Origin of the sequence: Aggregatibacter actinomycetemcomitans (assembly GCF_023518055.1) — a bacterium.
GTDB lineage: Bacteria > Pseudomonadota > Gammaproteobacteria > Enterobacterales > Pasteurellaceae > Aggregatibacter > Aggregatibacter actinomycetemcomitans.
Genome location: NZ_CP085096.1, coordinates 997,271 through 1,019,195, shown reverse-complemented (window position 1 = coordinate 1,019,195; position 21,925 = coordinate 997,271). Strand labels below are relative to the sequence as shown.

Below are 21,925 nucleotides of genomic sequence, written 5' to 3'. Positions count from 1 at the left end.
GCCAAAAGCCTTTTAGGAATAGGTAGCACCTAAAGTGCAGAAACGTTCAAACGTGAACCGCCGACGATACGTACCCGCGCACCCGGCACTAAGTTAGGTTCGGCTTTTTGCACTACAACAATTTCTTTTCCGTCATCTTTTTTGATTACCATTTCCAAGGCGCTAACTTGGCTGACTTTTTCTTCAACCTTACTGCCGGTAACTGCACCGGCAATTGCTCCAACAGCCGTTGCAAGCGCTCTACCTGTACCACCACCGATTGCAGATCCGGCAATACCACCAATTGCACCACCGCCAATAGTACCAATCACGCCCTGGTTATCTGCCTGAATTTTCACCGGGCGGGTTGAAACGATGGTACCATAACTAATAGAACGCGCTTCTTTTGCTTGTCCCGAAGAATACACACTGCCACTATAAACATCTTGATTAGCACAACCGGCAACAGTTAAGCCCACTAAAACAGCTAATACGATTTTTTTCATAAAATGCTCCTTAAAATTATGAAGTTATTAAACCAGACCTATCATACCGCATTAATGATTTTTTTGATACTATATGGATGAAACTTAATGCAAGTATGGTTGTGTGTTTTATCAAAAAAACTCACCGCCACGGATAAATTATCCAGTATTTCACCGCTTGCTTTTGGTTTGCTCGCTTTGACTGTCAGATCTGAAAATTGGTTCCGCAAAAACGATTTTTTTATGCGTGCTACCCATTCATCTGCTGTTTCGTTCGCCCAAAACGGCACAACCACCTCAATATGCTCCCAGGTTTCTTGCGGGTAATGCTTATCTTTCGGCAGCGGCAACTCCACCACATCCACCCATTGCCCGACAAAGCATATAGGCTCATTAAGCTGAATAAGATAGATCACACGCCCGTTCACTACATTATCACGTAACACCGAACCTTGCTTTAACAATAACGCCAACCATGCTTGCGCCGCTTGCTCGGTATTGACACGTAAAGAAAGATGGTCAATTTCATATTCCGACAAATTTAAATCAAGCCGTTGCGCCAAAGTATGAATTTTTTGTTCAAAATCTTCAAAATCAGTGAAAAGTGCGGTCTGTTTTTCAAACATTTTATGAGGGAAACGAAACGACATAATTTTCCTTTTTGGCTTTTCTGAAACGTTAAAGAGCGGTATTATACCCAGCTATTTTTATCAGCCCAACTTATTTAAAAAGTTTAAGGTTTAACCGTGAATATTCAATCTATTTTATCCGAAAAAATCAAACAGGCGATGCTTGCTGCCGGCGCCGATGCACAATGTAATGCGTTGGTTCGCCAATCGGGCAAGGTGCAATTCGGCGATTATCAAGCCAACGGCATCATGCCTGCTGCCAAAAAATTAGGCATAAACCCGCGTGAATTTGCGCAACTGGTGTTAGCGAAGGCCGAATTGCAAGATATTGCGGAAAAAACCGAAATTGCCGGCCCGGGGTTTATTAATATTTTTCTGAAAGACGGCTGGTTAGCGGAGAATATCGGCAACGCTGTGAAAGATTCGAAATTAGGCATTCACCATCAGGATAAACAAACAGTGGTGGTAGACTATTCTTCCCCGAACGTTGCCAAAGAAATGCACGTGGGGCATTTACGTTCCACCATCATCGGCGACGCTGTAGTGCGTACGTTGGAATTTTTAGGCAATCATGTTATCCGTGCTAACCATGTAGGCGATTGGGGTACACAATTCGGCATGCTAATTGCCTATTTGGAAAAAATGGAAAACGAACACGCCTCTGAAATGGAACTCAGCGATTTGGAAGCCTTTTATCGTGCAGCGAAGAAACATTATGACGAAGATCCGGTATTTGCCGAGAAAGCCCGCAATTATGTAGTGAAACTGCAAAGCGGCGATGAATATTGCCGTACCATGTGGCAAAAGCTGGTAAAAATCACTATGCAACAAAATCAACACAATTACGATCGTTTAAATGTGACCTTAACCGAAAAAGATGTCATGGGTGAAAGCCTGTATAACCCAATGCTGCCGGGCATTGTAGAAGGTCTTAAAAAACAAGGTCTCGCCGTAGAAGACGACGGTGCATGGGTGGTTTATTTAGATGAATTTAAAAATAAAGACGGTGGCCCGATGGGCGTTATCGTGCAGAAAAAAGACGGCGGTTTTCTTTATACCACCACCGATATTGCCGCCGCCAAATATCGCTATGAAACCTTAAAAGCCAACCGTGCATTGGTGTTCTCCGACACCCGCCAAAGCCAACATATGCAACAAGCCTGGCTGATTACCCGCAAGGCCGGTTATGTGCCGGACAGTTTCCAATTAGAACACAAAAATTTTGGCATGATGCTCGGCAAAGACGGCAAGCCATTCAAAACCCGCAGTGGCGACACCGTAAAACTGGCGGATTTATTGGACGAAGCCATTGAACGTGCCGGCGTATTAATATCGCAAAAATCCACCGCACTTTCCGAGCAGGAAAAAGCCGATGTGATCGAGGCGGTAGGTATCGGTTCGGTAAAATACGCAGATTTATCCAAAAACCGTATCACCGATTATGTGTTTGATTGGGACAATATGCTAAGCTTTGAAGGCAACACTGCGCCTTATATGCAATACGCTTACACTCGCATTCGTTCTATCTTTAACCGCAGCCAAATCAGCCCCGGAAAGGTAAAACAGGCGCCATTAACCTTAACGAATGAAAAAGAACGCGCGTTGGCAATCAAATTACTGCAATTTGAAGAAGCCATTCAACTCGTGGCAAAAGACGGTACGCCACACATTCTTTGTGCCTATTTATATGAATTGGCAGGCGTGTTCTCTTCTTTCTACGAGCACTGCCCGATTCTCAATAACGAAGACCAACAGGTAAAACTCAGCCGTTTAAAACTGGCGTTATTAACAGAAAGAACCTTAAAACAAGGATTAGATTTACTGGGCATTAAAACCGTCGAGAGAATGTAGTTTCATCCAATTCCAAAAGATCCCGTTCGTTCAGCGCGGGATTTTTTATTTTGGAACTTGCTAGGTTATTGAGAAAAAATCGGATAAAAAAAGTGCCTCACAGGAGGCACTACTCGGAAAGCAAAATATGTTTGGCTATTTATATAGCACTTGTTTTTGTTGCGGCTAAGGATACTCAATTAATGACTGGAAGGCAAACCATTATTGCGAATAAATGTGACATAACCTACTGTTTTACAAAAAATTTACCTTAACTAAAGTTCGCTTTACAAATGAAAAGTGCGGTCATAAAAAATAATATTTTTTATGACCGCACTTTAATTAAATTAACGAATTTTCGGTTCTTGCCAGACGAGAAATTAATGTCCCATTGACATCGCGGCTAAGAATAACATAGAAGCCACTTGTTCTTCCGAAATCACCTGACCATTTAATTTCAGCTGGCCTTTTTCCAATACGAGATCCAATTTTACTTGTTTACCGTCTTCGACCAATACACCTTGCAGAACACCGCTTTTCACACCTTCATTCACTTGTGTGGCTGCCATTTTCATTGCTTGCTCTCTATCCGGGCTTTTCAATTGCAGTGCGTTCGCCATTTCTTCGATTAAAGCATCTTTGTTCGCATCCACTTTGAAAATAAAGTGATTAAATAGATTGAAGATTTTTCCTTTGCTAATAGAATTTTCAAAATCAGAGCTTGCAATAGAAATATCTAAATTTGAGGCAATTTTACCGACTTGATTAGTTAATGTCGGACTAAACACAAATTGCGGTTGAGTATCAAGGAATTTCTTCGCTGCCTGTAATTTGGCTTCGGCAAATTCTTCTTGCTGCTTTTTCGCCGCCTCGGTATAAACCTGAATTAATTGATTAAAAGTTTCACCGTCAACGTGATTAAAAGCAGAATCAATAGTCAAATCACCAAAGCCCATACCACGAATAGTCATGCCGTTAAATGCAATTTTCGCACCGAAATCCAGAAATTGGTCTTTTCTGGCCGTATCGAAATCAATTTTCCAGTTTTTAAATTCAACATTATTGGTTTTACCTTCGGCATCTGTGTCGTTAATTTTAATTACGCCACCGGACAAAAATTTTTTACCGATAGGAAGATATTCCCACTCCGGAATACGCCGGTAATCCACGTCGATTTTTACATCATTCAACTCAATGGAATCTTTACTATCCGACTTGCTATACACTAGTTTGGTGAGGTCTAAATCCAGTTTATTAATGCCTTCGCGTACAAAGCCGAATTTCACATCAAAACCGTTAGCTGCTAATGTACCGTCTTTCATTAGTGCCTCAAAAGGTACCAGCTCCACCTTGGATGAACCACTTTGGTTATAGCCGACGGAGGTCGTCAACATAACCGGCGTTTTACCTTTCGTGGCGTCAAACCAAGGCGTTGTGGTTTCGTTTTTGGTTATGAAATCTACACTCGAGAACATACTTGGCATGAAGTTAAAGTGGGAAAGTTGATTTAACGGCAACGGACCATGGTATAAAGTGCCTTCAAACGGCAATGTCCAGGTTTTACCGGGATTATCAAGCTCAGAAACCAGAATTTTATATTTGGTTTTAGAGCTGAATAAGCCGCGTTCAAAAGAAACATTATCAAATCGAATATCTAAGCCTAAAGAATAGGCGGATTTGTTAAGATCTTTATTGGCAATATCCACTTGACGGGCAAATTCCGTTTCTGCCACCTTGCCAGTGTACCAAGCACCACCGGTCCAAGTCGCTCCTAACGCCACAACCACCCCTAAAGCTAACGCTGATTTTTTCATACAATATGTCCTTTATATAATAGATGATACGCAATAATAATGATTTCGGCTAATCTAACATAAATAAAAAAGGGATCAATTCATTCACAAAACAAAAATGAAAAAAATTTCATTTTCCCTTGAAGTTCATATTTTTAACCTTATTCTACGAAAACGAACAGGAAATCGACCGCACTTTTCCTCTGTCAAAAATTTTTAAAAATATGACTTGAAATGCGGAAAAGCATCCACATCTTACAATTTGTAAATCATTACACAGAATTAAATTTCACTAGGAGAAAACAAATGGGAAAAATTGTTGGTATTGACTTAGGTACAACCAACTCTTGCGTTGCCGTCATGGAAGGTGAAAAACCTCGTGTTATCGAAAACGCAGAAGGCGATCGTACTACTCCGTCAATCATTGCTTATACAAATGACAATGAAACTTTAGTCGGTCAACCGGCAAAACGCCAAGCGGTAACCAACCCGAAAAATACCTTATTCGCCATCAAACGTTTAATCGGCCGTCGTTTTGAAGATGAGGAAGTAAAACGCGATATCGACATTATGCCGTTCGCCATTACCAAAGCAGACAACGGCGATGCGTGGGTTGAAGTGAAAGGAGAAAAATTAGCGCCTCCGCAAATTTCTGCTGAAGTATTGAAAAAAATGAAAAAAGCTGCCGAAGATTATTTGGGCGAACCGGTTACCGAGGCGGTTATTACTGTGCCGGCATACTTTAACGACGCACAACGTCAGGCAACAAAAGATGCAGGTCGTATCGCAGGTTTAGACGTTAAACGTATCATCAACGAACCGACCGCCGCGGCATTAGCTTATGGCTTAGACAAAGGCACCGGCAACAAAACCATCGCGGTATACGACTTAGGTGGCGGTACATTCGACTTATCTATCATCGAAATCGATGAAGTAGGCGGCGAAAAAACCTTTGAAGTATTAGCAACCAACGGTGATACACACTTAGGTGGTGAAGACTTTGATAACCGTATCATCAACTACTTAGTGGATGAGTTCAAAAAAGAACAGGGCATCGACCTACGCAACGACCCGCTTGCAATGCAACGTTTAAAAGAAGCGGCAGAAAAAGCCAAAATCGAGCTTTCTTCCGCCCAACAAACCGATGTAAATCTTCCTTACATCACAGCGGATGCAACCGGTCCTAAACACTTAAACATCAAATTGACTCGTGCAAAATTAGAGTCTTTGGTTGAGGATTTAGTGGCGAAATCCCTTGAGCCTGTACGTATTGCATTAAAAGATGCAGGCAAATCCCCGTCTGAAATCGACGATGTGATTTTAGTCGGCGGTCAAACCCGTATGCCGCTTGTTCAACAAGAAGTTGAAAAATTCTTCGGCAAAGCACCACGTAAAGACGTGAATCCGGATGAAGCGGTCGCTATCGGTGCTGCGGTACAAGGCGGTGTGTTAGCCGGTGATGTGAAAGATGTATTATTGTTAGACGTCACCCCATTATCATTGGGTATCGAAACTATGGGCGGCGTAATGACCACCTTAATTGAGAAAAACACCACGATTCCTACCAAGAAATCACAAGTGTTCTCAACAGCGGAAGATAACCAAAGTGCGGTAACCATTCATGTGTTACAAGGTGAGCGTAAACAAGCGTCAGCCAATAAATCGTTAGGTCAATTCAATCTTGAAGGCATCAATCCGGTTCCACGCGGTATGCCGCAAATTGAAGTGACCTTCGACATCGACGCAGACGGTATTATCCACGTTTCTGCGAAGGATAAAGGCACAGGTAAAGAACAACAAATCACCATTAAAGCCTCTTCCGGTTTAAGCGATGAAGAAATTCAACAAATGGTACGCGACGCTGAAGCAAATGCCGAATCCGACCGTAAATTTGAAGAATTGGTACAAGCCCGCAACCAAGCGGATCACTTAATCCACAGCACACGCAAACAATTGGACGAAGCCGGTGACAAAGTACCTGCAGCAGATCGCGGCACCATCGAAAGCGCATTAAGTGACTTGGAAAAAGCGGCGAAGGGCGAAGATAAAGCAGTTATCGAAGCAAAAATCAAAGCATTAGCCGAAGTTGCACAAAAACTTGCACAAACCGCTCAACCACACGGCGATCCACAACAAGCTCAAAGCAACAGCAAACCAAATGATGATGTTGTTGATGCAGAGTTTGAAGAAGTGAAAGATAACAAGTAATTGATTTGTTAGATAATAACAAAGGGCGTATTATTACGCCCTTTTCGTGTATTTACTCATAACTAACCGATAAACAAAAGTGCGGTCAAATTTTAAATGATTTTTAACCGCACTTTTAATCTCCCCCCCCTCTTTACAAAAGAGGGGAAAATTCGGAGAAAGAATAAAACGGGGTCCCCGTATAAGACGCCCGAATGGAGATAGGATTTTTAGGAAATTTTCGCTTGTTTGAGCGTAGCGAGTTCGAAAATTTCCGTAAGGAAAATCCTATTGGAAAGAGGAAAAGCGGCTTATCCGGGGTGTGTTTCTTTTGCCTACTTTGCTTTGCACAAGCAAAGAAAAGTAGGTCGCCATCGGCGAAACCCGATACTAATTAACGAAGAAAAATTCCTCAAACAGAGAACAAAACCAAGACCAAAACGGAAACCACCTAATGGCAAAACAAGACTACTACGAACTCCTCGGCATCTCCCGATCCGCCGATGAAAAAGAAATCAAACGTGCTTATAAAAAGCTCGCGATGCAGTATCACCCTGACAGAACCAAGGGCGATAAAGAGAAAGAAGAAAAATTCAAAGAAATTCAAGAAGCCTATGAAGTGCTAAACGATAAAGAAAAACGCGCTGCCTATGATCAATATGGGCACGCGGCGTTTGAACAAGGAACTGGCTTTGGTGGCGGCAGTTTTGGCGGTGCGGATTTCGGGGATATTTTCGGCGATATGTTCGGAGATATTTTCGGTGGTGGCGGACGTGGGCGCCAACGCGTCGTGCGTGGTGACGATTTGCGGTACGACATTGAAATTACGCTGGAAGAAGCTGTAAAAGGCACTACAAAAGACATAAAAATTCATACCTTAGCCCCATGTGATACTTGTCACGGCACAGGCGCTGAAGCGGGTTCGAAAGTCGAAACCTGTCCGCATTGCCATGGTGCCGGTCGTTTACGTCGTCAACAGGGCTTCTTTGTAACAGAACAACCTTGTCATTTCTGTCATGGCACCGGTAAGAAAATTGAGAAACCATGTAAAACCTGCCATGGTGACGGCAGAGTCAATAAAGCGAAAAATCTTTCCGTTAAAATCCCGGCGGGCGTGGACACAGGCAATCAACTACGTCTTTCAGGTGAAGGCGCTGCAGGTGAAAACGGCGCCCCGGCAGGCGATTTATATGTGGTGATTCATGTTAAAGAACACCATATTTTTGAACGTGACGGCAGCAACCTCTATTGTGAAGTACCGATCAGTTTTACCATGGCTGCCCTTGGTGGAGAAATTGAAGTGCCGACACTGGATGGTCGTGTGAAGTTAAAAATCCCGGAAGAAACCCAAACCGGAAAATTATTCCGTATGCGCGGGAAAGGTGTCACGTCAACCCGAAGCGGCTACGCAGGGGATTTAACTTGCCGAATTATTGTAGAAACCCCGGTTAAATTAAACGAGGAGCAAAAAGAATTATTACGCAAACTGGAGGAAAGCCTGGAAGGACAAACCAAGCAACGTCCGAAATCCTCCAGCTTCTTAGATGGCGTAAAACGTTTCTTTGATGATCTGACGAAGTAAACCAGTTTAAAAACAGAAAAGTGCGGTAGAAATTTTTGGTGTTTCTACCGTACTTTTTATTCGCATTATCTTCGCCCTCAATCATTAACGATTGCCGTGATAATATCTTGGACTTCCTGCACTAACTCAATGGGTGCAGTTTCCACTTTCTTAATCGCTCGATTACGCCAATCTAATGTTCTGGATTGATTGGCTACAACGCCACCTAATGTATCCAAACCATATCCCATTAAACTCACATAAAAGCCACCTTTTCTAGAAATTGAGGCTTCACCTTGCGTGATCGGGCAGACTAAAATTAATCCATATTGATTAAAACGTTTGGGGCTAATGACTAAAACCAGTCGTTGTTCCCCCTGAATTTCATTACCAACAACCGGATTTAAACAAATTCTTACAATATCGCCACGTTCAGGAATATACATTAAATTAACTCCTCACCGGCAATAGGAAAATTGTCCCAATCATTTAAAATCTGATAGTTTTCATTTTGCAAACGTTCATCTAAGGTTAATCGTTTCTTTGGGCTGTTTTTAGGAATAACCGTTAAAATAAATTTATTATCCACTTGGTTTAATTCTAAAAAATCACCCGTATCAAGATTTAGTGTATGAATAAAATCTTTCGGTAAGCGAATTGCCTTGCTATTTCCCCATTGTTTAATTTCTAGTCTTGTATTCATTACCTCACCTCAACGTATCATTTTGTGATACATTTTAGCCTAATAAGAACAAAAATCAAGTACAGCCCAAAAACACTTCTTTTTCCTAATAAGCAAAAAAAGACCGACTTAAAGTCGGTCTTTTCAATGAGATTTAACTCAAATTAGAAAAATACACGCAAACCTGCACCATAAATATTTTCGTTTTTACGGATTTTATCATCTTTATCAGTTGCACGAATATATGACACATAAGGAATTACATGTTTATTAAATTCATAATCAACATTCACAATATAGTGATTTTCAATATGGCTTGGCGCTGCTGAAGTTTGTTTTGCACTCTTTCTTTCCCATTGTAAACCAAAGGTTGTTGGAATACCTGTAAGTTCATTCAAGTCATACTTACCTTCTAAGAAAATATAACGAGTTTTAACAGCTTCTACACCTTTAGTTTTAGAATGATATTGTCCATATGCTACGCCTAACTTCAATGCATCAAGCTGATAGTGAGTTGCAAGCAACCACTTGTGTTCTTTACGGTTGGTTGATGAACTTGTCAACGTATCATATTGGTCAACCGCATAAGTAGCACCAAAGTCAATTTTATGATTTTCTGCAAAATCATAATTGTAAAAAGCCGCTACACCATAACCATTCTTATAGCGATTCGCATTAGCTGTTCCTTTATACTTCTCTGCATTACCAAATAAGTAATCCACACCAAAACTAAACCCATTAAAATCTGCAGACCGGAATTTAACAGATTTGTCAGAACGAGTGGTCAAGTCACTTAAATCGCCTGAACCATAATATAGGCTGTCACCCAAAACATCATCTGCATTAGTAGACTGGCGACCAAAACTTAACTCACCCACATCTTTGAAGCCTAAACCAACAAATAATTTACGAGTTGTCGGATCACCAAAATTATTACTTGCCTTTTGCTTGTTTTTAAGAGCTTCTCTTTCGAAACGAAGCTCATAACTAACAAATGCAGATAAGCCGTTATCTAATTCTTGAGACGCTTTAATTTTAATACGGGAACCATCATTTACAAGGTCACCACGTTGATTTTTACCTAACTTGCCTAAGAAGATACGCATTGAACCACCAAGCTCAACTTTCGTACCATCCTGATTATAAACTTTTACAGCACTTGCCGTGCCGGTTGCTGCTAATGCAGCGATTGCTAATGCGATTACTGTCTTTTTCATAATCTTCATTCCTTTTCAGAAATCACTTGTTATAGGATAAAAATTGAACTCTTCACTTGATGATGAAGAGTTCAAGCTACTTCCTTTTTGAAGCCTCGCAATCTTGGCAAAGAAAAATAATAGTGTCAATCAGAAGTTCACTTTTTTGTTCCAATTTTCTGATACAGATCACATTTTACACATAAAAATGAAGAAAAAATAATCATAAATTGATTATTTTAAACGCATAAATCCGGCGCTTAAATCTGCAATTAAATCATCAACATTTTCTAATCCGATATGCAGCCGAATTAATGTGCCTTCTAATTTTCTCTGAATATTCGAACGAATTTTTGCAATCTCTTCCGGTTGGTTATAAAGAATGAGCGATTCAAAACCGCCCCAAGAATATGCCATGGTAAATAATTGGAAATGATTCATAAAAATCTCCAATTGTTGTTGCGTAAGTCTTTGTTTTAATTCAAAAGAAAATAAACCACTGGCGCCGAGAAAGTCCCGTTTAAAAAATTCATGCCCGGGACAGCTCGGTAGTGCCGGATGATAAACTGCCTTAACTTCCGGTTGTTGCGTCAACCATTGCGCTATTTTTATGCTGCTTTCTTCGTGTTGCTTCAAGCGAATGCCCAATGTGCGTAACCCACGCGCTGTAATATAGGCACTATCAGCATCCGCCATTTGCCCCATTAAATAGGAATGTTCCCGTAGCTGATCCCAGCAGCGCGCATTGGATACCGCCGTGCCAATCATGATGTCGGAATGCCCTACCAAATACTTTGTGCCCGCTTGAATGGAAATATCAATATCATGTTCTAAGGCTTTAAATAGCACACCGCCCGCCCAAGTATTATCAATCATAATGACAATTTCCGGATTGACTTCCCGCACAGCCTTCACCATCGCGGGAATATTCGCCACTTCCATGGTGAGCGAACTTGGTGCTTCAAGGAACAATACTTTTGTATTCGGTCGAATCAATTGCGCAATTTGACCTCCCATCAGCGGATCATAAAAGGTGGTCGTTACCCCTAATTTTCTAAGCACGATATTACAAAAATCCTGCGTCGGTTCATATGCCGCACCGGTCATCAAGATATGGTCACCGGTTTGTACAAAAGAAAGAATACTGTTAGTCACGGCAGCCGCACCGCACGGATACAAATAGCAACCTGCCCCGCCCTCCAATTCACACATCGCATCTTGCAAGGCAAAATGGGTTAAGGTTCCCCGTCTGCCATAAAATAATTCACCTTTGGCACGATTAATGGTGGCGTGTTTCTTATCCGCTAAAGAATCAAATACCAACGATGAAGCGCGTTGTACTACCGGATTGACGGAACCGTGGGTATAACGTTTTTTTCTGCCGGCATGAACGAATGTGGTGGCTAAAGAGAATTTTTTTGACATGGAGAGTCCTATAAAATCAAAGAAAAAGTGCGGTCACCAAAATTTACATTTTTTAAACGTTGGCATAGCTAACAACTCTGGCGGAGCAAATAAATTACTTTGATGATTTATACATAAGTTGACAAGCATATTAACGCTAATCCGGTCTGATAACAAAACCCTTTTTGCGACAAAATTTTACGAAATTACCATTTAAAAAAGGCATAATCTGATTTACAATAACTCTCCAATCAATGGCAACCTAAAGCAATCCTATGAAATTTAACATCCCCATTTTTCTGACGCTATTTCGGATTATTTTAATTCCTTTCTTTATCATCGCTTTCTACCTCCCCTTTGATTGGGCGCCATTTTTAACTACTCTAATTTTTTTCATCGCCGGAGTGACCGATTGGTTGGACGGCTATCTAGCACGCAAATGGAAACAAACCACCAGCTTCGGCGCATTTTTGGATCCCGTTGCGGATAAAGTCATGGTGGTTGCCGGGCTTGTATTGGTTGTGGAATACAATCACACTTTTTGGATCACATTGCCGGCCATTGTGGTTATTTCCCGCGAAATTATTATCTCCGCGTTGCGTGAATGGATGGCAGAATTAGGCAGTCGTAGCAAAGTTGCGGTATCTTGGTTGGGAAAAGTCAAAACCACATCACAAATGTTGGCGTTAGGCGGGTTGTTATGGCGTTATAACTTTGCCATGGAAGTAATTGCCATTGTCCTGCTTTATATTGCTGCGATTTTAACCATTTGGTCAATGTTGCAATATCTCACTGCAGCAAAAGACAGCTTGTTGGAAGACTTCCACAAATAAAGTGCGGTCCTTTTTCAAGGTGTTTTAACGAACTGCCACTGATCATAACTTAAATTTGATTTATTTTTAATCAGTTAAATAAATTTTTAAAATTTCCGTTTGACTAACAGAAAGAAATCCGTAAAATGCACCCCGTTATTTGGTGCTACCAAATAGTGATGCGGGAATAGCTCAGTTGGTAGAGCACGACCTTGCCAAGGTCGGGGTCGCGAGTTCGAGCCTCGTTTCCCGCTCCAAGCCCGAGTGGTGGAATCGGTAGACACAAGGGATTTAAAATCCCTCGCCTTTCGAGGCGTGCCAGTTCAAGTCTGGCCTCGGGCACCATTTAATAATACCTTTCTTATTAAATAGTTACCCTCCAAAGAAAAATGCACACGGGTCGTTAGCTCAGTCGGTAGAGCAGCGGACTTTTAATCCGTTGGTCGAAGGTTCGAATCCTTCACGACCCACCAAAAAGTTAAAGCTCCGGACCGGTTGCCCAAAGTCGATACTCCTTAACGTTAATCTTCTGTTAAGTGAGTAAAATATGTGCATTAACCACACTTCTAAAAAACCTTACATTATTACAATCGCCTGTACCAAAGGTGGTTCTGCCAAAAGCACTAATGCTGCTAATATCGGTGCATTTTGTGCAGACCATGGTTTAAGAACCTTACTGATTGATACAGATACACATTGATGACCATTATTAGATAAGCCAACATGGAACCCTCCTAGACCAGAAAATAAATCAATAAATTTCATCCTATCCTCTAATTATCTAATTTGTTGATGACTTAATATTTATTCCATATCTCACCAAGCTATATGCTTCATGCAAGAATTGAGCTATTCTTTTTTCTAACTCGGGATGTTCGCATATCAGTTTTTCAATATTTCTCAATTCTGAAATTGCTATTTTTGATGAAGTCGTCTCGTATGGATTGATATGTAAAAATTTACAAAGCTGTATTATTCTGTTAGTAGAGGATTTACTAACATCCCCTCTACACAACACGATTCAATAATCACAGATATTCATTCAATTACAGAAGATATTCGGTTATTAAGAAATAGAATTTGTCATCATGAACCAATTTTTGATGGTAGAAAGATTAATCTAGCACATCAGTATTCCCAATTAAAAAAGATTTTAGATTATATTTCACCTGAATTGCTAGAAGTTGTTGATGACTTCAGTAGAATAAATGAGCTACTTAGTAATAAACCATAAATTTAGATTGCAAGACAATCCACATTAATGCAAAAACAACTTATCTCATTTTCATCTCGGCGGGAACAGTTTCCCGCTGGGGCTGTTCCCTTATTTTTCATAGGAGAACAGTCATGAAAAACCAAACTCCCCCAAAGATTTATATCAACAAATTACTGATCAAATTATTACTGCACTGGAAGAAGGCACCAATGCTCTGGATTCGTACTTGGGGTATCACTTGAAATGATCCCTCGACTAGATTTAGATGTACTGCCCGCCAAAATGGGAATGCACATTTATAATAAAGCGCAATCTCTCGCTTGTTATATGCCTAAATGCATTGTCATGTCGGATTTTGCGAAATTTAACTCGGCAGATGACTACTATGCGACTTTGCTGCATGAATGCATGCCACCGGACATAAAGATCGGCTAAATCGTGATGGTGTGGCTAGATTTGATAAGTTTGGTTCTGAACAGTATGCATTTGAAGAATTAAGACTTGATTAACTGTGTCATTTACTTCCTGTCTCAAAGCAAAAATGAAATAAGCATAATAATAAAATTACATTCCCTCGCCCCACTAAGCATCTTGATTTGAAGAAATAAAATTATATGTAAAATATTAGCTACCCTGATTTCTCCCCACCGGTGGTCTTAAAATTTTACTTGGCCCAAAAGGAGGTAATATTCCCCATTGATACGCCAACGAAAAGGTTCGACCACTCACTGAAATTCCACAAGGTTCAAGCCTCAAATCATCAAAGTCATGGCTTGTCATACAAAATCCTAATAGGGCATCTTTGATTAAAAACGCACCTGTATTAGTTGGAATAAGGTTAAACACAGTATGATCAATATCTTTACAATCAGTTGTGCCTTCGCCTGGGAAAGCAAAACATTTTGCTGCACCGACCACTTTAAATTGAACCAACGTACCACCGTCACGTAATTTTTCATATTCTTTTCCCTTGTAATCAATTAATTCCCAATGTGTACTTAAATAATTATGTGAATCATAATGGTCATTTTTAATTGGTTGAGCCGTAAGCAAACTACGCAAGCTAATACGTGGAGGAGGCGATAACTCTACATCAGGATAAGTAGTCGGATCAGGATTTGATTCTGCATGACTCGTCAAAGTCAATATCATGCTTAATAAGAAGCTCAATAAATATTTTTTCATAGTATTCTCCTTAGCGATCACGAACAAAACTAACAGGAAAATGATCGGATGTAATTTGTGAGCGTAACTGATTTAACATTAAACTTGCGCCGATACGTTCACGTGCTTGCTCTCGACGTGGTAAATGTGCGTCATGTAAAATCGCATAATCTAAAATATTACCGGACCGATGAGTCGGTTCTGTTGGCGCAATAATAATTGTATTTTCACTCACGGCGGGTTCCTGTCTTAATGCAGCTTCCAGATTAACCGGCGCACGATTGAAATCACCAACAACCATCCAGCTATATCCTCGTCTTTCCGGTGATGATGGTGATGAGGTAAAAGTAGTGAAGATATTACGAATTAAACTTACCGCATCAGAACCACCTGTGGCCAAAGCATGCACTGTAAAAAATACATCAGTACCAATGCGGATACCTACTGCCGGGCGAGATTGAAGCACAGAAGAATCAGAATGTATGATAAAAGCTTCATCGGCTTGACGACGTGACACGATAGCTAAGTTCACTCGGTTTGCCCCAACATCTAAACGGGAATAATAAATATAGACCATATTTGGACGGGAGCGAGTACCTAAATTCCAGGTATATTCCTCAATTGGCGTTCCCCCATGTTGAATTACTCGTGAGGTTCTTACTGCCGAACTTGGTAATGAACCCGCTTCTTGTACCATCAAAATATCTGCACCTTGTTCTCCCGATAATAATTGGCGCACATTAATATTCCATTTACTTTCATTTACAGCTGAAGAACCTTGCAGATTCCAAGTTGCTACTTTGAAATCACTCAAATTAGCATAACTTGAAAAGCTAAATAACATCGTACAGAAAACCACATTTAATTGCTTTACCCATTGCATATAAACTCCTTAGCTTAATTAACCGCTGTTGCTTCTAATACAGGAGGAGCGAGATACCATGTTTGATCACGTAATGGTTCTGTTGCGCCATCACAAGTTGATAATGTAACTGTTGAATAATATGTTGGACTTACAGGATTATAAGTGACACAACGTCCTTGTGACACACTTTTAATGACAACCGCACCACTATCAGTAGGTAATAACTCAAACTCTTGTGCTAATTTGTCCAGACTACAAGTATCATGAATTAAACCATTACCGTAAGCTTCAATACATGTACCTAAAGATTGATTAACAAAACGAAAATATTCACGGTGTTTACCAGGTTCTATCTTCCAATTACGAATATTTCCAAAGTCCTGCGAATATATATTGGGATAAGCCCATAACCAATTGCGTTTTGCTAGCGCCCAGACAGTCAACAGTGCCCCATTTTGTCCCATCAAAGTCATAAAGTTTGATGGTTCAGACGGCGATACCTGTCCATTCTTGGATGAAGAGAGCAAATTCAATGGCATTGAAGATGCTTTTGATAATAGGGGTTGGGGTTGGAATTGTGTTGTTGAAGATTTAGGTGCTAAATCAGATTGAGATTCAGGCTGAGAATAGTCACTCATTCGTTGATTTGACGAACAAGCCACTAAACCCATCAATAAAAGACCAGGTAAAAACTTTTTCATTGTACCTCTCCTTAGATCCATCCTTAAATTTAAAAGGGCAAATTTTTCTTATTTTATCCTTTTTTTGATAAAATAAAACTAGATAAAATATATAAAAAAGGAAGAGGAATTGTTTTTTGATTCAATATAGTTTTTGAAATCTGTTGAAATAAAAATATGAATAAATCTGTTAAGTAGGAAATATAACTTACCGTGTTAGTATCAAGCATATACATCTATTATTCACCTATCCCGGGAAACGGGTAACGGGTCGTAATCGTTTGATTCCGCTCTTCTTTGCTGAGAAAATCATCACAATTTTTTATTTTGGGAAGTAACTTAAACAACCGCTGCCAAGAAGCTTCTCTTGAAGAAGTCAATGAAAGTACAATATCTCCATTTTGTTCTTTACGAATGTATACTTGTTCAGCATCAAATTCGAACTCCACCGGTAACCGTACGGCTTGATTGCGTCCGTTTCTGAATAATTTCGCAGTTCTTTCCATGTCTCCTCCTGTATTTTAAGTCCAAGATTGATATATATGCCACAACGTATGCTATAACCATAAAAGAGTCAAAACTTATCTGTTTATCGCAAAAGACGTTCACCACCCAGTAACAGGATTACCCGTTTGAGGACCTCATCATAAATGTGTGGTTCAGCCTGTTTAATAAATTTAATATGTCTTTCACGCCAATCTAATGTTTGGACTAATGTAGTTGCAACCACACTCGGACTATCTAATCCTTCGATAGGCACTTCCGTTACCGCACCACGAATACTCGTGCTGATTGGACAGCAAATAATCAACCCGGTTGATTTATTATAAATTTCGTGGCTTAAAACGAATGCCGGGCGATATTTCCCGATTTCTTTTCCTTTCTTCGGCTCAAAATCCAACCAAACAATGTCGTTACGTTTTGGTACATACATACTTAATAGTCCAATTCCTGCGGTAAAGCAGCGACGTTAAACTCATCTGCATGAGCGTTATAAGTCGTTATTCCTTTTAATAAATCAGCTTCAGTCAGTTTTTTTTGGCTTTTTGAAATGTACAAACCATTTTCAGAAATCTCGATATCCACAATATCACCCGCTGAAAACTGAGGGACTGTACGTAAATTGCCTGTTAATCGTAAACCGATACACTTTCCCCACAGACCTAACGTTGCTTGTTGTCTCAATTGCATAAAAAACCTCCTCTATCATTTTTAATGATGATACTACTTTAATATCACCATTTCAATCTTTTTTTATCGAATTTAAAAAATAATTTTCTATGGCTGCCAGCGCTTCTCCACAATGCGCAGATTACAAAATTGGGGAATGTGTTACTGGCTGTTTCGTACAAACTTTGGTTGCAAAATACACACTTTTACCGGAACAGGTTGTATCCAAGTATAATCACAGAGGACAAAATCCCTGAGCTGAAGTCGGAAGCCTAGGCAACGGTATTTAAAGGGGGAGGGGCAGGGAGCATACCAGAATAAACCGGTAACCAAACAATATTCGCAAATGGTCTTCAAGAATGTGGATGTTATTGAACATCCGCAGGGGGCCATATCTCAATTTTTAGACAATACCGTTTATCCAGAGTTATGACTTACACCGAGAATGCGAGAAATGGGTAAGATGGAGATACGTGAGGCAATATTTACCCGCGTGCCCCTACACCAATAGCAGTATGAGTCGTATACTCAATAGCGTTATCTAAAATCTCAGCAATATCACGCTTAGCATTATCAGAAATAACCCTCGGCTTAGCCATATGTGATATTACCTTCTAATTGCTGTAAATCACGTTCCTTACGAACTAATAATTGTTCCATTTCTTGCTTAAATTGTTCAGCAGTTGAGTAACGCCCCTCAGCAAGGTCTGCTAACCCCGTTTGAATTTTTTGAACCAAAAACTCTTCATATTCGGGTTCTTTAAATAACATTCTAAATGCTCCGCTCCCAATGATACACACTTTCTCCTTTAATGATTCACACCTTTTGGCAAAAAAGCGTAAATCATAATATAGGTTCCAACAACAAGAAACTTTACTGAATGCCCATTTTTAAGAGGGAAAATATGAAACTTCCCGTCGGTATAGGCATCAGCAATATAACTAAGTTTTTCTGATAGACACTCTATTTCCTCAATGAATTTGTCAGCTACTTCCTTATTTTGGCTTTGTGTGTAAATATATTCTGCTTTATCTAAAAGCTGAAATCTAGCCATTTCAGACCATTGAACAATGTAGTCTTGTTTCATCGCTTCAATGCCTTGCGCAAATCTTTCATTACATCTTCATGTGAGTAAGTCTTAATTTTTCCATTTAAGACACCTTGTAAAAAGCGCTGCTCTTCTGTTAAGGATTGCTCAAACATTGATAAAACTCTTTCTTGAAGATGAGTTTGCCCATTTTTTGATTTAGCTTGATTTAACATATTTTCTCCAACGCGCGCGGATTGTAATAATGATCTATCTTGGAATCATACAACAAAATTGCCAAAAGGTAAAAGGCCCAAGGGAGCCCTATCGGGCTAAGGGTAAAATTTAAGGATAACCTTCCCAAGGGAAAGGTCTTACCTAAAAAGGTCAAAAGGCCTTTTCAAAAGGCTGGAACTACACTCACTATATTTGTTCGTTTTTAATGATCACTTATTTGTTGTTTTGATGTCCATCACTTGTATTCTGCAACATTAAACAGTTCCCCTTACTAAAACATGAAGCAACTATAATGTTTTCTATTTTTCATAAAATGCTAAGTAAAAAAAGTAATACCGAATCCCTTGGTATTTCTACCCAGCCAACACTGTCGGTGATTGATAATGATGGTTGGATCAGCCCATTATCTGCGGTGGAATTATTAAAAAGTGAATTACGCCAAAAATACTTAAATCTAATTTGGCAACAAGTATCCATGACTCAAGATATGTTTGAGTCGCTATACCAAAAACCAATTGAACGCTATGCTGAGATTGTTCAATTGTTACCTGCCTCAGAAACCCATCACCACTCCCATTTAGGAGGAATAACCGTATTCAGTCACAAGTTTATAACGCTTTAGATGTCACAAAGGTTTAACTGAATCAGCGTCTTTTTCAACATTGACGAAACCAAGCAAAATGTCGGGCGACGTCCCGTTGTAAACACGTTAAAAGCACAGCATAACCCTCGCTTGTTACTAAAAATTATAGGGCTGGCGCGCTCAACGTTCTATTACAGCCGGCAGGCAAAAGAAGACCATCACGCCATTCGACAGCGTATCCTCGACCTTTATCAGGCAAATCAGGGGCGGGATGGTTACCACATGATTCGGTTCAAGTTACAGCGGGAAGGGATTTTTCTCAGTGGCAAAACGGTGTTGTCGCACATGCGGGCGCTGGAGATTCGTTCTTGTGTGAAAGTGAAACGACGTAAGAACGCGGGGAAAACGAGCCATATTGCACCGAATTTACTGCAACGTAATTTTACGGCGACGAAGTTGAAGGAGAAATGGGTGACGGATGTAACCGAACTTCGGGTGGGACGTGAGAAACTGTATCTTTCTCCTATGATGGACTTAGCCAATCAGGAAATTATCGCCTTGACGATGTCCCTTTTTTCTGTCGGGCTTTTTGTTGGTCCAGCTCTTTGAACTTTTTAAGATGGCGTTCTCCGCTCTTAAATACTCAAGTTCCTTTAATAATGCTTTGATATCCTGAGGATTCTCACAGGAGAGGATTTTCTTGGCTTTTGGCATTTGGTTTTTTCTCGCTTTGTTACATTGACGGTGAAGTCCATTGATACCGTATTTTTCAAAGCGTTGCAACCAGACGACAACGGAAGAATGGGTGGCAATATGGAAGTGCTGTGCGGCTTCACGAACGCCCCAATGTTCTTCTAAGACAAGCTTGACAATGTGATATTTGAATTTGAGTGAATAATGTTTGCCCATAAAAATCTGCACCTTAATTGGTTGGGTGTGATGTCCAACTTTTGGGGTGCAGATCAAAGTGCGGTCATTTTTCTAACCGTTTTTTGCCTTCTCCAATAATTCCGCCACCACTTTAGGCACGCCTTCGCCTGCTTTCATTTTTACTACGTTGACGTTATGGCGAATAAACCCTGTGTTCGGGTTTGGGTCGATGAGGTAAATTTGAGCGTTCTTGGGAGCTTCGTTGACCAAACCGTTTGCCGGGTAAACTTGCAGGGATGTACCGATGACCAGCACAATGTCTGCTTGCGAAACCAAATCAATGGACGGTTCCAACACGGGCACACTTTCACCGAAAAAGACGATGTGCGGGCGCATTGGATGTCCGTTCGGATCTTTGTCGTTCACCGATTGATCACCCATGCAAGGCACAATGTAATCAGGGTCAAAACTGCTACGGGCTTTGGTTAATTCGCCGTGCAGATGCAGCACGTTGGTGCTGCCCGCGCGTTCGTGTAAATCTTCCACGTTTTGCGTGATGATCTGTACATTATAGGAGCGTTCCAATTCCACCAACACCTTGTGCGCCGCATTAGGTTTGGCTTCGGCGCAATTTCGGCGGCGTTCGTTATAAAAAGCCAACACCTGTTTACGGTTCCGTTGCAGGGCTTCCGGCGTGCACACATCTTCAATTTTATGCCCTGCCCATAAACCGTCTTCCGCGCGATAAGTGGGAATACCACTTTCAGCGCTGATGCCCGCGCCGCTTAGGACGACACAAATGGGTTTCATATTTTTCCTCCTCGTTTAAATCGCTTTATCCCAATACAACGGCACTTGGCTCAAACGGGACATGGTTTCCACATAGGCGTTGACTTTCGGCGGGAAAACGATGCCTTTTACGCAGGTGAGGTTGCGCAGGATTGGGAAAACAAGAATGTCTTCCAGAGAAAGGCTGCCGTTTAGTGCAGTGTCCGACTGGATTAAATGTGCAAGTTGCACTAAGTCAGGGGCGAGGCGGGCGAAATAGGTGTCGGTATTCGCAAGATTTTCGGCAAAATCACCGATGGATTTTTCTTTATTTTCGGTGAAATAATCTACCGCACTTTGGGTGGCATATTCAGGCAGCCCTAGGCGGGTAAAGCGTGGGATGACCAGATGATTTTGATAGCTGCCGACCTGCTTTAACCAGGCTTCTACTTCCGGGCGCACCGTTTCCGATAACATTTTCTCGCCATAGCGTTCATCAATATAGCGCACAATGTCCAAACTTTCCGGCATGGCTTCGCCGTTTTCTTTCACTAAAATCGGCACCACTTTTTTGCCGACCAGTCGGATTGACGTTTCCGCGTCATCATTTAAGATGGTCACGAGTTCAACGGGAACATTTTTCAAGCCGAAAATCATGCGGGCGCGCACGCAAAACGGGCAATGGTCGTAAACATAAAGCTTCATAAGATCTCCTTTGTTGGTTTTCACGGAAAGTGCGGTGGATTTTGGCAGTGTTTTTTAATGCCTCTCCACGACCTAAAAACG

The 21,925-nt window shown here is 40.8% G+C and carries 23 protein-coding genes, 3 tRNA genes and 2 pseudogenes; 9 read left to right on the top strand and 19 right to left on the bottom strand.

Features of this window, described 5'->3' with window-relative positions:
* Positions 1–29: 29 nt before the first annotated feature.
* Both LIN98_RS05235 and LIN98_RS05230 read right to left on the bottom strand, forming a co-directional pair.
* Positions 30–485, bottom strand: a complete 456-nt coding sequence (locus tag LIN98_RS05235; RefSeq protein WP_005542443.1) for an outer membrane lipoprotein — start codon at positions 483–485, stop codon at positions 30–32.
* 41 nt (positions 486–526) lie between these two features.
* Positions 527–1,114 (bottom strand): VOC family protein, encoded by a 588-nt coding sequence (locus LIN98_RS05230; protein WP_005567779.1) that lies wholly within the window; start codon positions 1,112–1,114, stop codon positions 527–529.
* 96 nt (positions 1,115–1,210) lie between these two features.
* Between LIN98_RS05230 and argS the strand changes: the two genes are divergently transcribed.
* Entirely contained in the window at positions 1,211–2,944 is a 1,734-nt protein-coding gene (gene argS, locus LIN98_RS05225; protein WP_005567781.1) for an arginine--tRNA ligase, read from the top strand.
* 359 nt (positions 2,945–3,303) lie between these two features.
* On the opposite strand, the gene LIN98_RS05220 is transcribed toward argS, so the two are convergent.
* Entirely contained in the window at positions 3,304–4,737 is a 1,434-nt protein-coding gene (locus LIN98_RS05220) for a YdgA family protein (protein ID WP_014167677.1), read from the bottom strand.
* Positions 4,738–5,022: 285 nt separating this feature from the next.
* Between LIN98_RS05220 and dnaK the strand changes: the two genes are divergently transcribed.
* Together dnaK and dnaJ are read left to right on the top strand one after the other, a co-directional pair.
* Entirely contained in the window at positions 5,023–6,924 is a 1,902-nt protein-coding gene (gene dnaK, locus LIN98_RS05215) for a molecular chaperone DnaK (protein WP_025298155.1), read from the top strand.
* Between the two features lie 433 nt (positions 6,925–7,357).
* A complete protein-coding gene (dnaJ, locus tag LIN98_RS05210; RefSeq protein ID WP_005546699.1) occupies positions 7,358–8,485 on the top strand; it encodes a molecular chaperone DnaJ in 1,128 nt (375 codons plus the stop codon).
* Between the two features lie 77 nt (positions 8,486–8,562).
* Here the strand turns inward: dnaJ and LIN98_RS05205 are convergent, their stop codons facing one another.
* The 4 genes from LIN98_RS05205 to metC form a co-directional block, all read right to left on the bottom strand.
* On the bottom strand, positions 8,563–8,910 hold the full coding sequence (locus LIN98_RS05205; protein ID WP_005546697.1) for a type II toxin-antitoxin system PemK/MazF family toxin: 348 nt from the start codon (positions 8,908–8,910) through the stop codon (positions 8,563–8,565).
* A complete protein-coding gene (locus tag LIN98_RS05200; RefSeq protein WP_005541121.1) occupies positions 8,910–9,167 on the bottom strand; it encodes an AbrB/MazE/SpoVT family DNA-binding domain-containing protein in 258 nt (85 codons plus the stop codon). Before LIN98_RS05200 ends, LIN98_RS05205 begins: the two co-directional genes overlap by 1 nt.
* A gap of 143 nt (positions 9,168–9,310) precedes the next feature.
* A complete protein-coding gene (locus LIN98_RS05195) occupies positions 9,311–10,363 on the bottom strand; it encodes a porin (protein ID WP_005541120.1) in 1,053 nt (350 codons plus the stop codon).
* 213 nt (positions 10,364–10,576) lie between these two features.
* A complete protein-coding gene (gene metC, locus LIN98_RS05190) occupies positions 10,577–11,767 on the bottom strand; it encodes a cystathionine beta-lyase (protein WP_005546694.1) in 1,191 nt (396 codons plus the stop codon).
* A gap of 254 nt (positions 11,768–12,021) precedes the next feature.
* On the opposite strand from metC, the gene pgsA reads away from it, so the two are divergent.
* The 5 genes and pseudogenes from pgsA to LIN98_RS05165 form a co-directional block, all read left to right on the top strand.
* On the top strand, positions 12,022–12,579 hold the full coding sequence (gene pgsA, locus LIN98_RS05185; RefSeq protein WP_005541115.1) for a CDP-diacylglycerol--glycerol-3-phosphate 3-phosphatidyltransferase: 558 nt from the start codon (positions 12,022–12,024) through the stop codon (positions 12,577–12,579).
* A gap of 160 nt (positions 12,580–12,739) precedes the next feature.
* Positions 12,740–12,815: transfer RNA gene (locus LIN98_RS05180), tRNA-Gly, on the top strand.
* Position 12,816: 1 nt separating this feature from the next.
* Positions 12,817–12,903 (top strand) — tRNA-Leu (locus tag LIN98_RS05175).
* Between the two features lie 52 nt (positions 12,904–12,955).
* Positions 12,956–13,031: transfer RNA gene (locus tag LIN98_RS05170), tRNA-Lys, on the top strand.
* Between the two features lie 74 nt (positions 13,032–13,105).
* A pseudogene (locus LIN98_RS05165) lies at positions 13,106–13,252 on the top strand (ParA family protein); the annotation flags it as partial.
* A gap of 1,146 nt (positions 13,253–14,398) precedes the next feature.
* Here LIN98_RS05165 and cdtC read toward each other — a convergent pair.
* From cdtC to LIN98_RS05115, 9 genes are all read right to left on the bottom strand, one after another.
* Positions 14,399–14,959: a cytolethal distending toxin subunit Aa-CdtC gene (cdtC, locus tag LIN98_RS05155; protein ID WP_005540933.1), complete on the bottom strand. Its 561-nt coding sequence runs from the start codon at positions 14,957–14,959 to the stop codon at positions 14,399–14,401.
* A 10-nt stretch (positions 14,960–14,969) separates the two neighbouring features.
* Positions 14,970–15,821 (bottom strand): cytolethal distending toxin nuclease subunit Aa-CdtB, encoded by an 852-nt coding sequence (gene cdtB, locus LIN98_RS05150; RefSeq protein WP_005589325.1) that lies wholly within the window; start codon positions 15,819–15,821, stop codon positions 14,970–14,972.
* Positions 15,822–15,835: 14 nt separating this feature from the next.
* Positions 15,836–16,504 (bottom strand): cytolethal distending toxin subunit Aa-CdtA, encoded by a 669-nt coding sequence (gene cdtA / locus LIN98_RS05145; protein ID WP_005540930.1) that lies wholly within the window; start codon positions 16,502–16,504, stop codon positions 15,836–15,838.
* A gap of 218 nt (positions 16,505–16,722) precedes the next feature.
* Positions 16,723–16,989, bottom strand: a complete 267-nt coding sequence (locus LIN98_RS05140; RefSeq protein ID WP_005540929.1) for an antitoxin — start codon at positions 16,987–16,989, stop codon at positions 16,723–16,725.
* An 83-nt stretch (positions 16,990–17,072) separates the two neighbouring features.
* Positions 17,073–17,417, bottom strand: a complete 345-nt coding sequence (locus tag LIN98_RS05135) for a type II toxin-antitoxin system PemK/MazF family toxin (RefSeq protein ID WP_005546678.1) — start codon at positions 17,415–17,417, stop codon at positions 17,073–17,075.
* Between the two features lie 2 nt (positions 17,418–17,419).
* Positions 17,420–17,674: an AbrB/MazE/SpoVT family DNA-binding domain-containing protein gene (locus LIN98_RS05130; RefSeq protein ID WP_005540922.1), complete on the bottom strand. Its 255-nt coding sequence runs from the start codon at positions 17,672–17,674 to the stop codon at positions 17,420–17,422.
* Positions 17,675–18,244: 570 nt separating this feature from the next.
* Complete coding sequence (locus LIN98_RS05125; RefSeq protein WP_005540917.1) at positions 18,245–18,424, bottom strand: hypothetical protein; 180 nt, start codon at positions 18,422–18,424, stop codon at positions 18,245–18,247.
* A 38-nt stretch (positions 18,425–18,462) separates the two neighbouring features.
* Positions 18,463–18,741, bottom strand: coding sequence for a hypothetical protein (locus LIN98_RS05120; RefSeq protein WP_005540916.1), 279 nt, complete (start codon positions 18,739–18,741; stop codon positions 18,463–18,465).
* Positions 18,738–18,917, bottom strand: coding sequence for a hypothetical protein (locus LIN98_RS05115; protein ID WP_005540915.1), 180 nt, complete (start codon positions 18,915–18,917; stop codon positions 18,738–18,740). The genes LIN98_RS05120 and LIN98_RS05115 overlap by 4 nt, the downstream gene beginning before the upstream one ends.
* A gap of 293 nt (positions 18,918–19,210) precedes the next feature.
* Here LIN98_RS05115 and LIN98_RS05110 point away from each other — a divergent pair.
* Positions 19,211–19,507 (top strand): annotated as a pseudogene (locus LIN98_RS05110) (TraI domain-containing protein); the annotation flags it as partial.
* 528 nt (positions 19,508–20,035) lie between these two features.
* On the opposite strand, the gene LIN98_RS05105 reads toward LIN98_RS05110, so the two are convergent.
* The 3 genes from LIN98_RS05105 to grxB all read right to left on the bottom strand — a co-directional run bounded on the left by LIN98_RS05105 (position 20,036) and on the right by grxB (position 21,844).
* Positions 20,036–20,410, bottom strand: a complete 375-nt coding sequence (locus LIN98_RS05105; RefSeq protein ID WP_014167668.1) for a helix-turn-helix domain-containing protein — start codon at positions 20,408–20,410, stop codon at positions 20,036–20,038.
* Positions 20,411–20,482: 72 nt separating this feature from the next.
* Complete coding sequence (locus LIN98_RS05100; RefSeq protein ID WP_005569681.1) at positions 20,483–21,181, bottom strand: SIR2 family NAD-dependent protein deacylase; 699 nt, start codon at positions 21,179–21,181, stop codon at positions 20,483–20,485.
* A gap of 15 nt (positions 21,182–21,196) precedes the next feature.
* Positions 21,197–21,844 carry a glutaredoxin 2 gene (gene grxB, locus LIN98_RS05095; RefSeq protein WP_249856180.1) on the bottom strand — a complete coding sequence of 216 codons (648 nt, stop codon included), beginning with the start codon at positions 21,842–21,844 and terminating at the stop codon, positions 21,197–21,199.
* Positions 21,845–21,925 lie beyond the last annotated feature (81 nt).

Coding starts and splice junctions, on each gene's coding strand:
- LIN98_RS05100 (WP_005569681.1), bottom strand. CDS start 21,181: ATGAAACCCATTTGTGTCGTCCTAAGCGGCGCGGGCATCAGCGCTGAA.
- LIN98_RS05130 (WP_005540922.1), bottom strand. CDS start 17,674: ATGCAATTGAGACAACAAGCAACGTTAGGTCTGTGGGGAAAGTGTATC.
- cdtA (WP_005540930.1), bottom strand. CDS start 16,504: ATGAAAAAGTTTTTACCTGGTCTTTTATTGATGGGTTTAGTGGCTTGT.
- LIN98_RS05105 (WP_014167668.1), bottom strand. CDS start 20,410: ATGGGCAAACATTATTCACTCAAATTCAAATATCACATTGTCAAGCTT.
- LIN98_RS05195 (WP_005541120.1), bottom strand. CDS start 10,363: ATGAAAAAGACAGTAATCGCATTAGCAATCGCTGCATTAGCAGCAACC.
- LIN98_RS05200 (WP_005541121.1), bottom strand. CDS start 9,167: ATGAATACAAGACTAGAAATTAAACAATGGGGAAATAGCAAGGCAATT.
- LIN98_RS05205 (WP_005546697.1), bottom strand. CDS start 8,910: ATGTATATTCCTGAACGTGGCGATATTGTAAGAATTTGTTTAAATCCG.
- cdtC (WP_005540933.1), bottom strand. CDS start 14,959: ATGAAAAAATATTTATTGAGCTTCTTATTAAGCATGATATTGACTTTG.
- pgsA (WP_005541115.1), top strand. CDS start 12,022: ATGAAATTTAACATCCCCATTTTTCTGACGCTATTTCGGATTATTTTA.
- metC (WP_005546694.1), bottom strand. CDS start 11,767: ATGTCAAAAAAATTCTCTTTAGCCACCACATTCGTTCATGCCGGCAGA.
- LIN98_RS05115 (WP_005540915.1), bottom strand. CDS start 18,917: ATGTTAAATCAAGCTAAATCAAAAAATGGGCAAACTCATCTTCAAGAA.
- LIN98_RS05125 (WP_005540917.1), bottom strand. CDS start 18,424: ATGTTATTTAAAGAACCCGAATATGAAGAGTTTTTGGTTCAAAAAATT.
- LIN98_RS05235 (WP_005542443.1), bottom strand. CDS start 485: ATGAAAAAAATCGTATTAGCTGTTTTAGTGGGCTTAACTGTTGCCGGT.
- cdtB (WP_005589325.1), bottom strand. CDS start 15,821: ATGCAATGGGTAAAGCAATTAAATGTGGTTTTCTGTACGATGTTATTT.
- LIN98_RS05135 (WP_005546678.1), bottom strand. CDS start 17,417: ATGTATGTACCAAAACGTAACGACATTGTTTGGTTGGATTTTGAGCCG.
- LIN98_RS05140 (WP_005540929.1), bottom strand. CDS start 16,989: ATGGAAAGAACTGCGAAATTATTCAGAAACGGACGCAATCAAGCCGTA.
- LIN98_RS05230 (WP_005567779.1), bottom strand. CDS start 1,114: ATGTCGTTTCGTTTCCCTCATAAAATGTTTGAAAAACAGACCGCACTT.
- LIN98_RS05220 (WP_014167677.1), bottom strand. CDS start 4,737: ATGAAAAAATCAGCGTTAGCTTTAGGGGTGGTTGTGGCGTTAGGAGCG.
- dnaK (WP_025298155.1), top strand. CDS start 5,023: ATGGGAAAAATTGTTGGTATTGACTTAGGTACAACCAACTCTTGCGTT.
- dnaJ (WP_005546699.1), top strand. CDS start 7,358: ATGGCAAAACAAGACTACTACGAACTCCTCGGCATCTCCCGATCCGCC.
- grxB (WP_249856180.1), bottom strand. CDS start 21,844: ATGAAGCTTTATGTTTACGACCATTGCCCGTTTTGCGTGCGCGCCCGC.
- LIN98_RS05120 (WP_005540916.1), bottom strand. CDS start 18,741: ATGAAACAAGACTACATTGTTCAATGGTCTGAAATGGCTAGATTTCAG.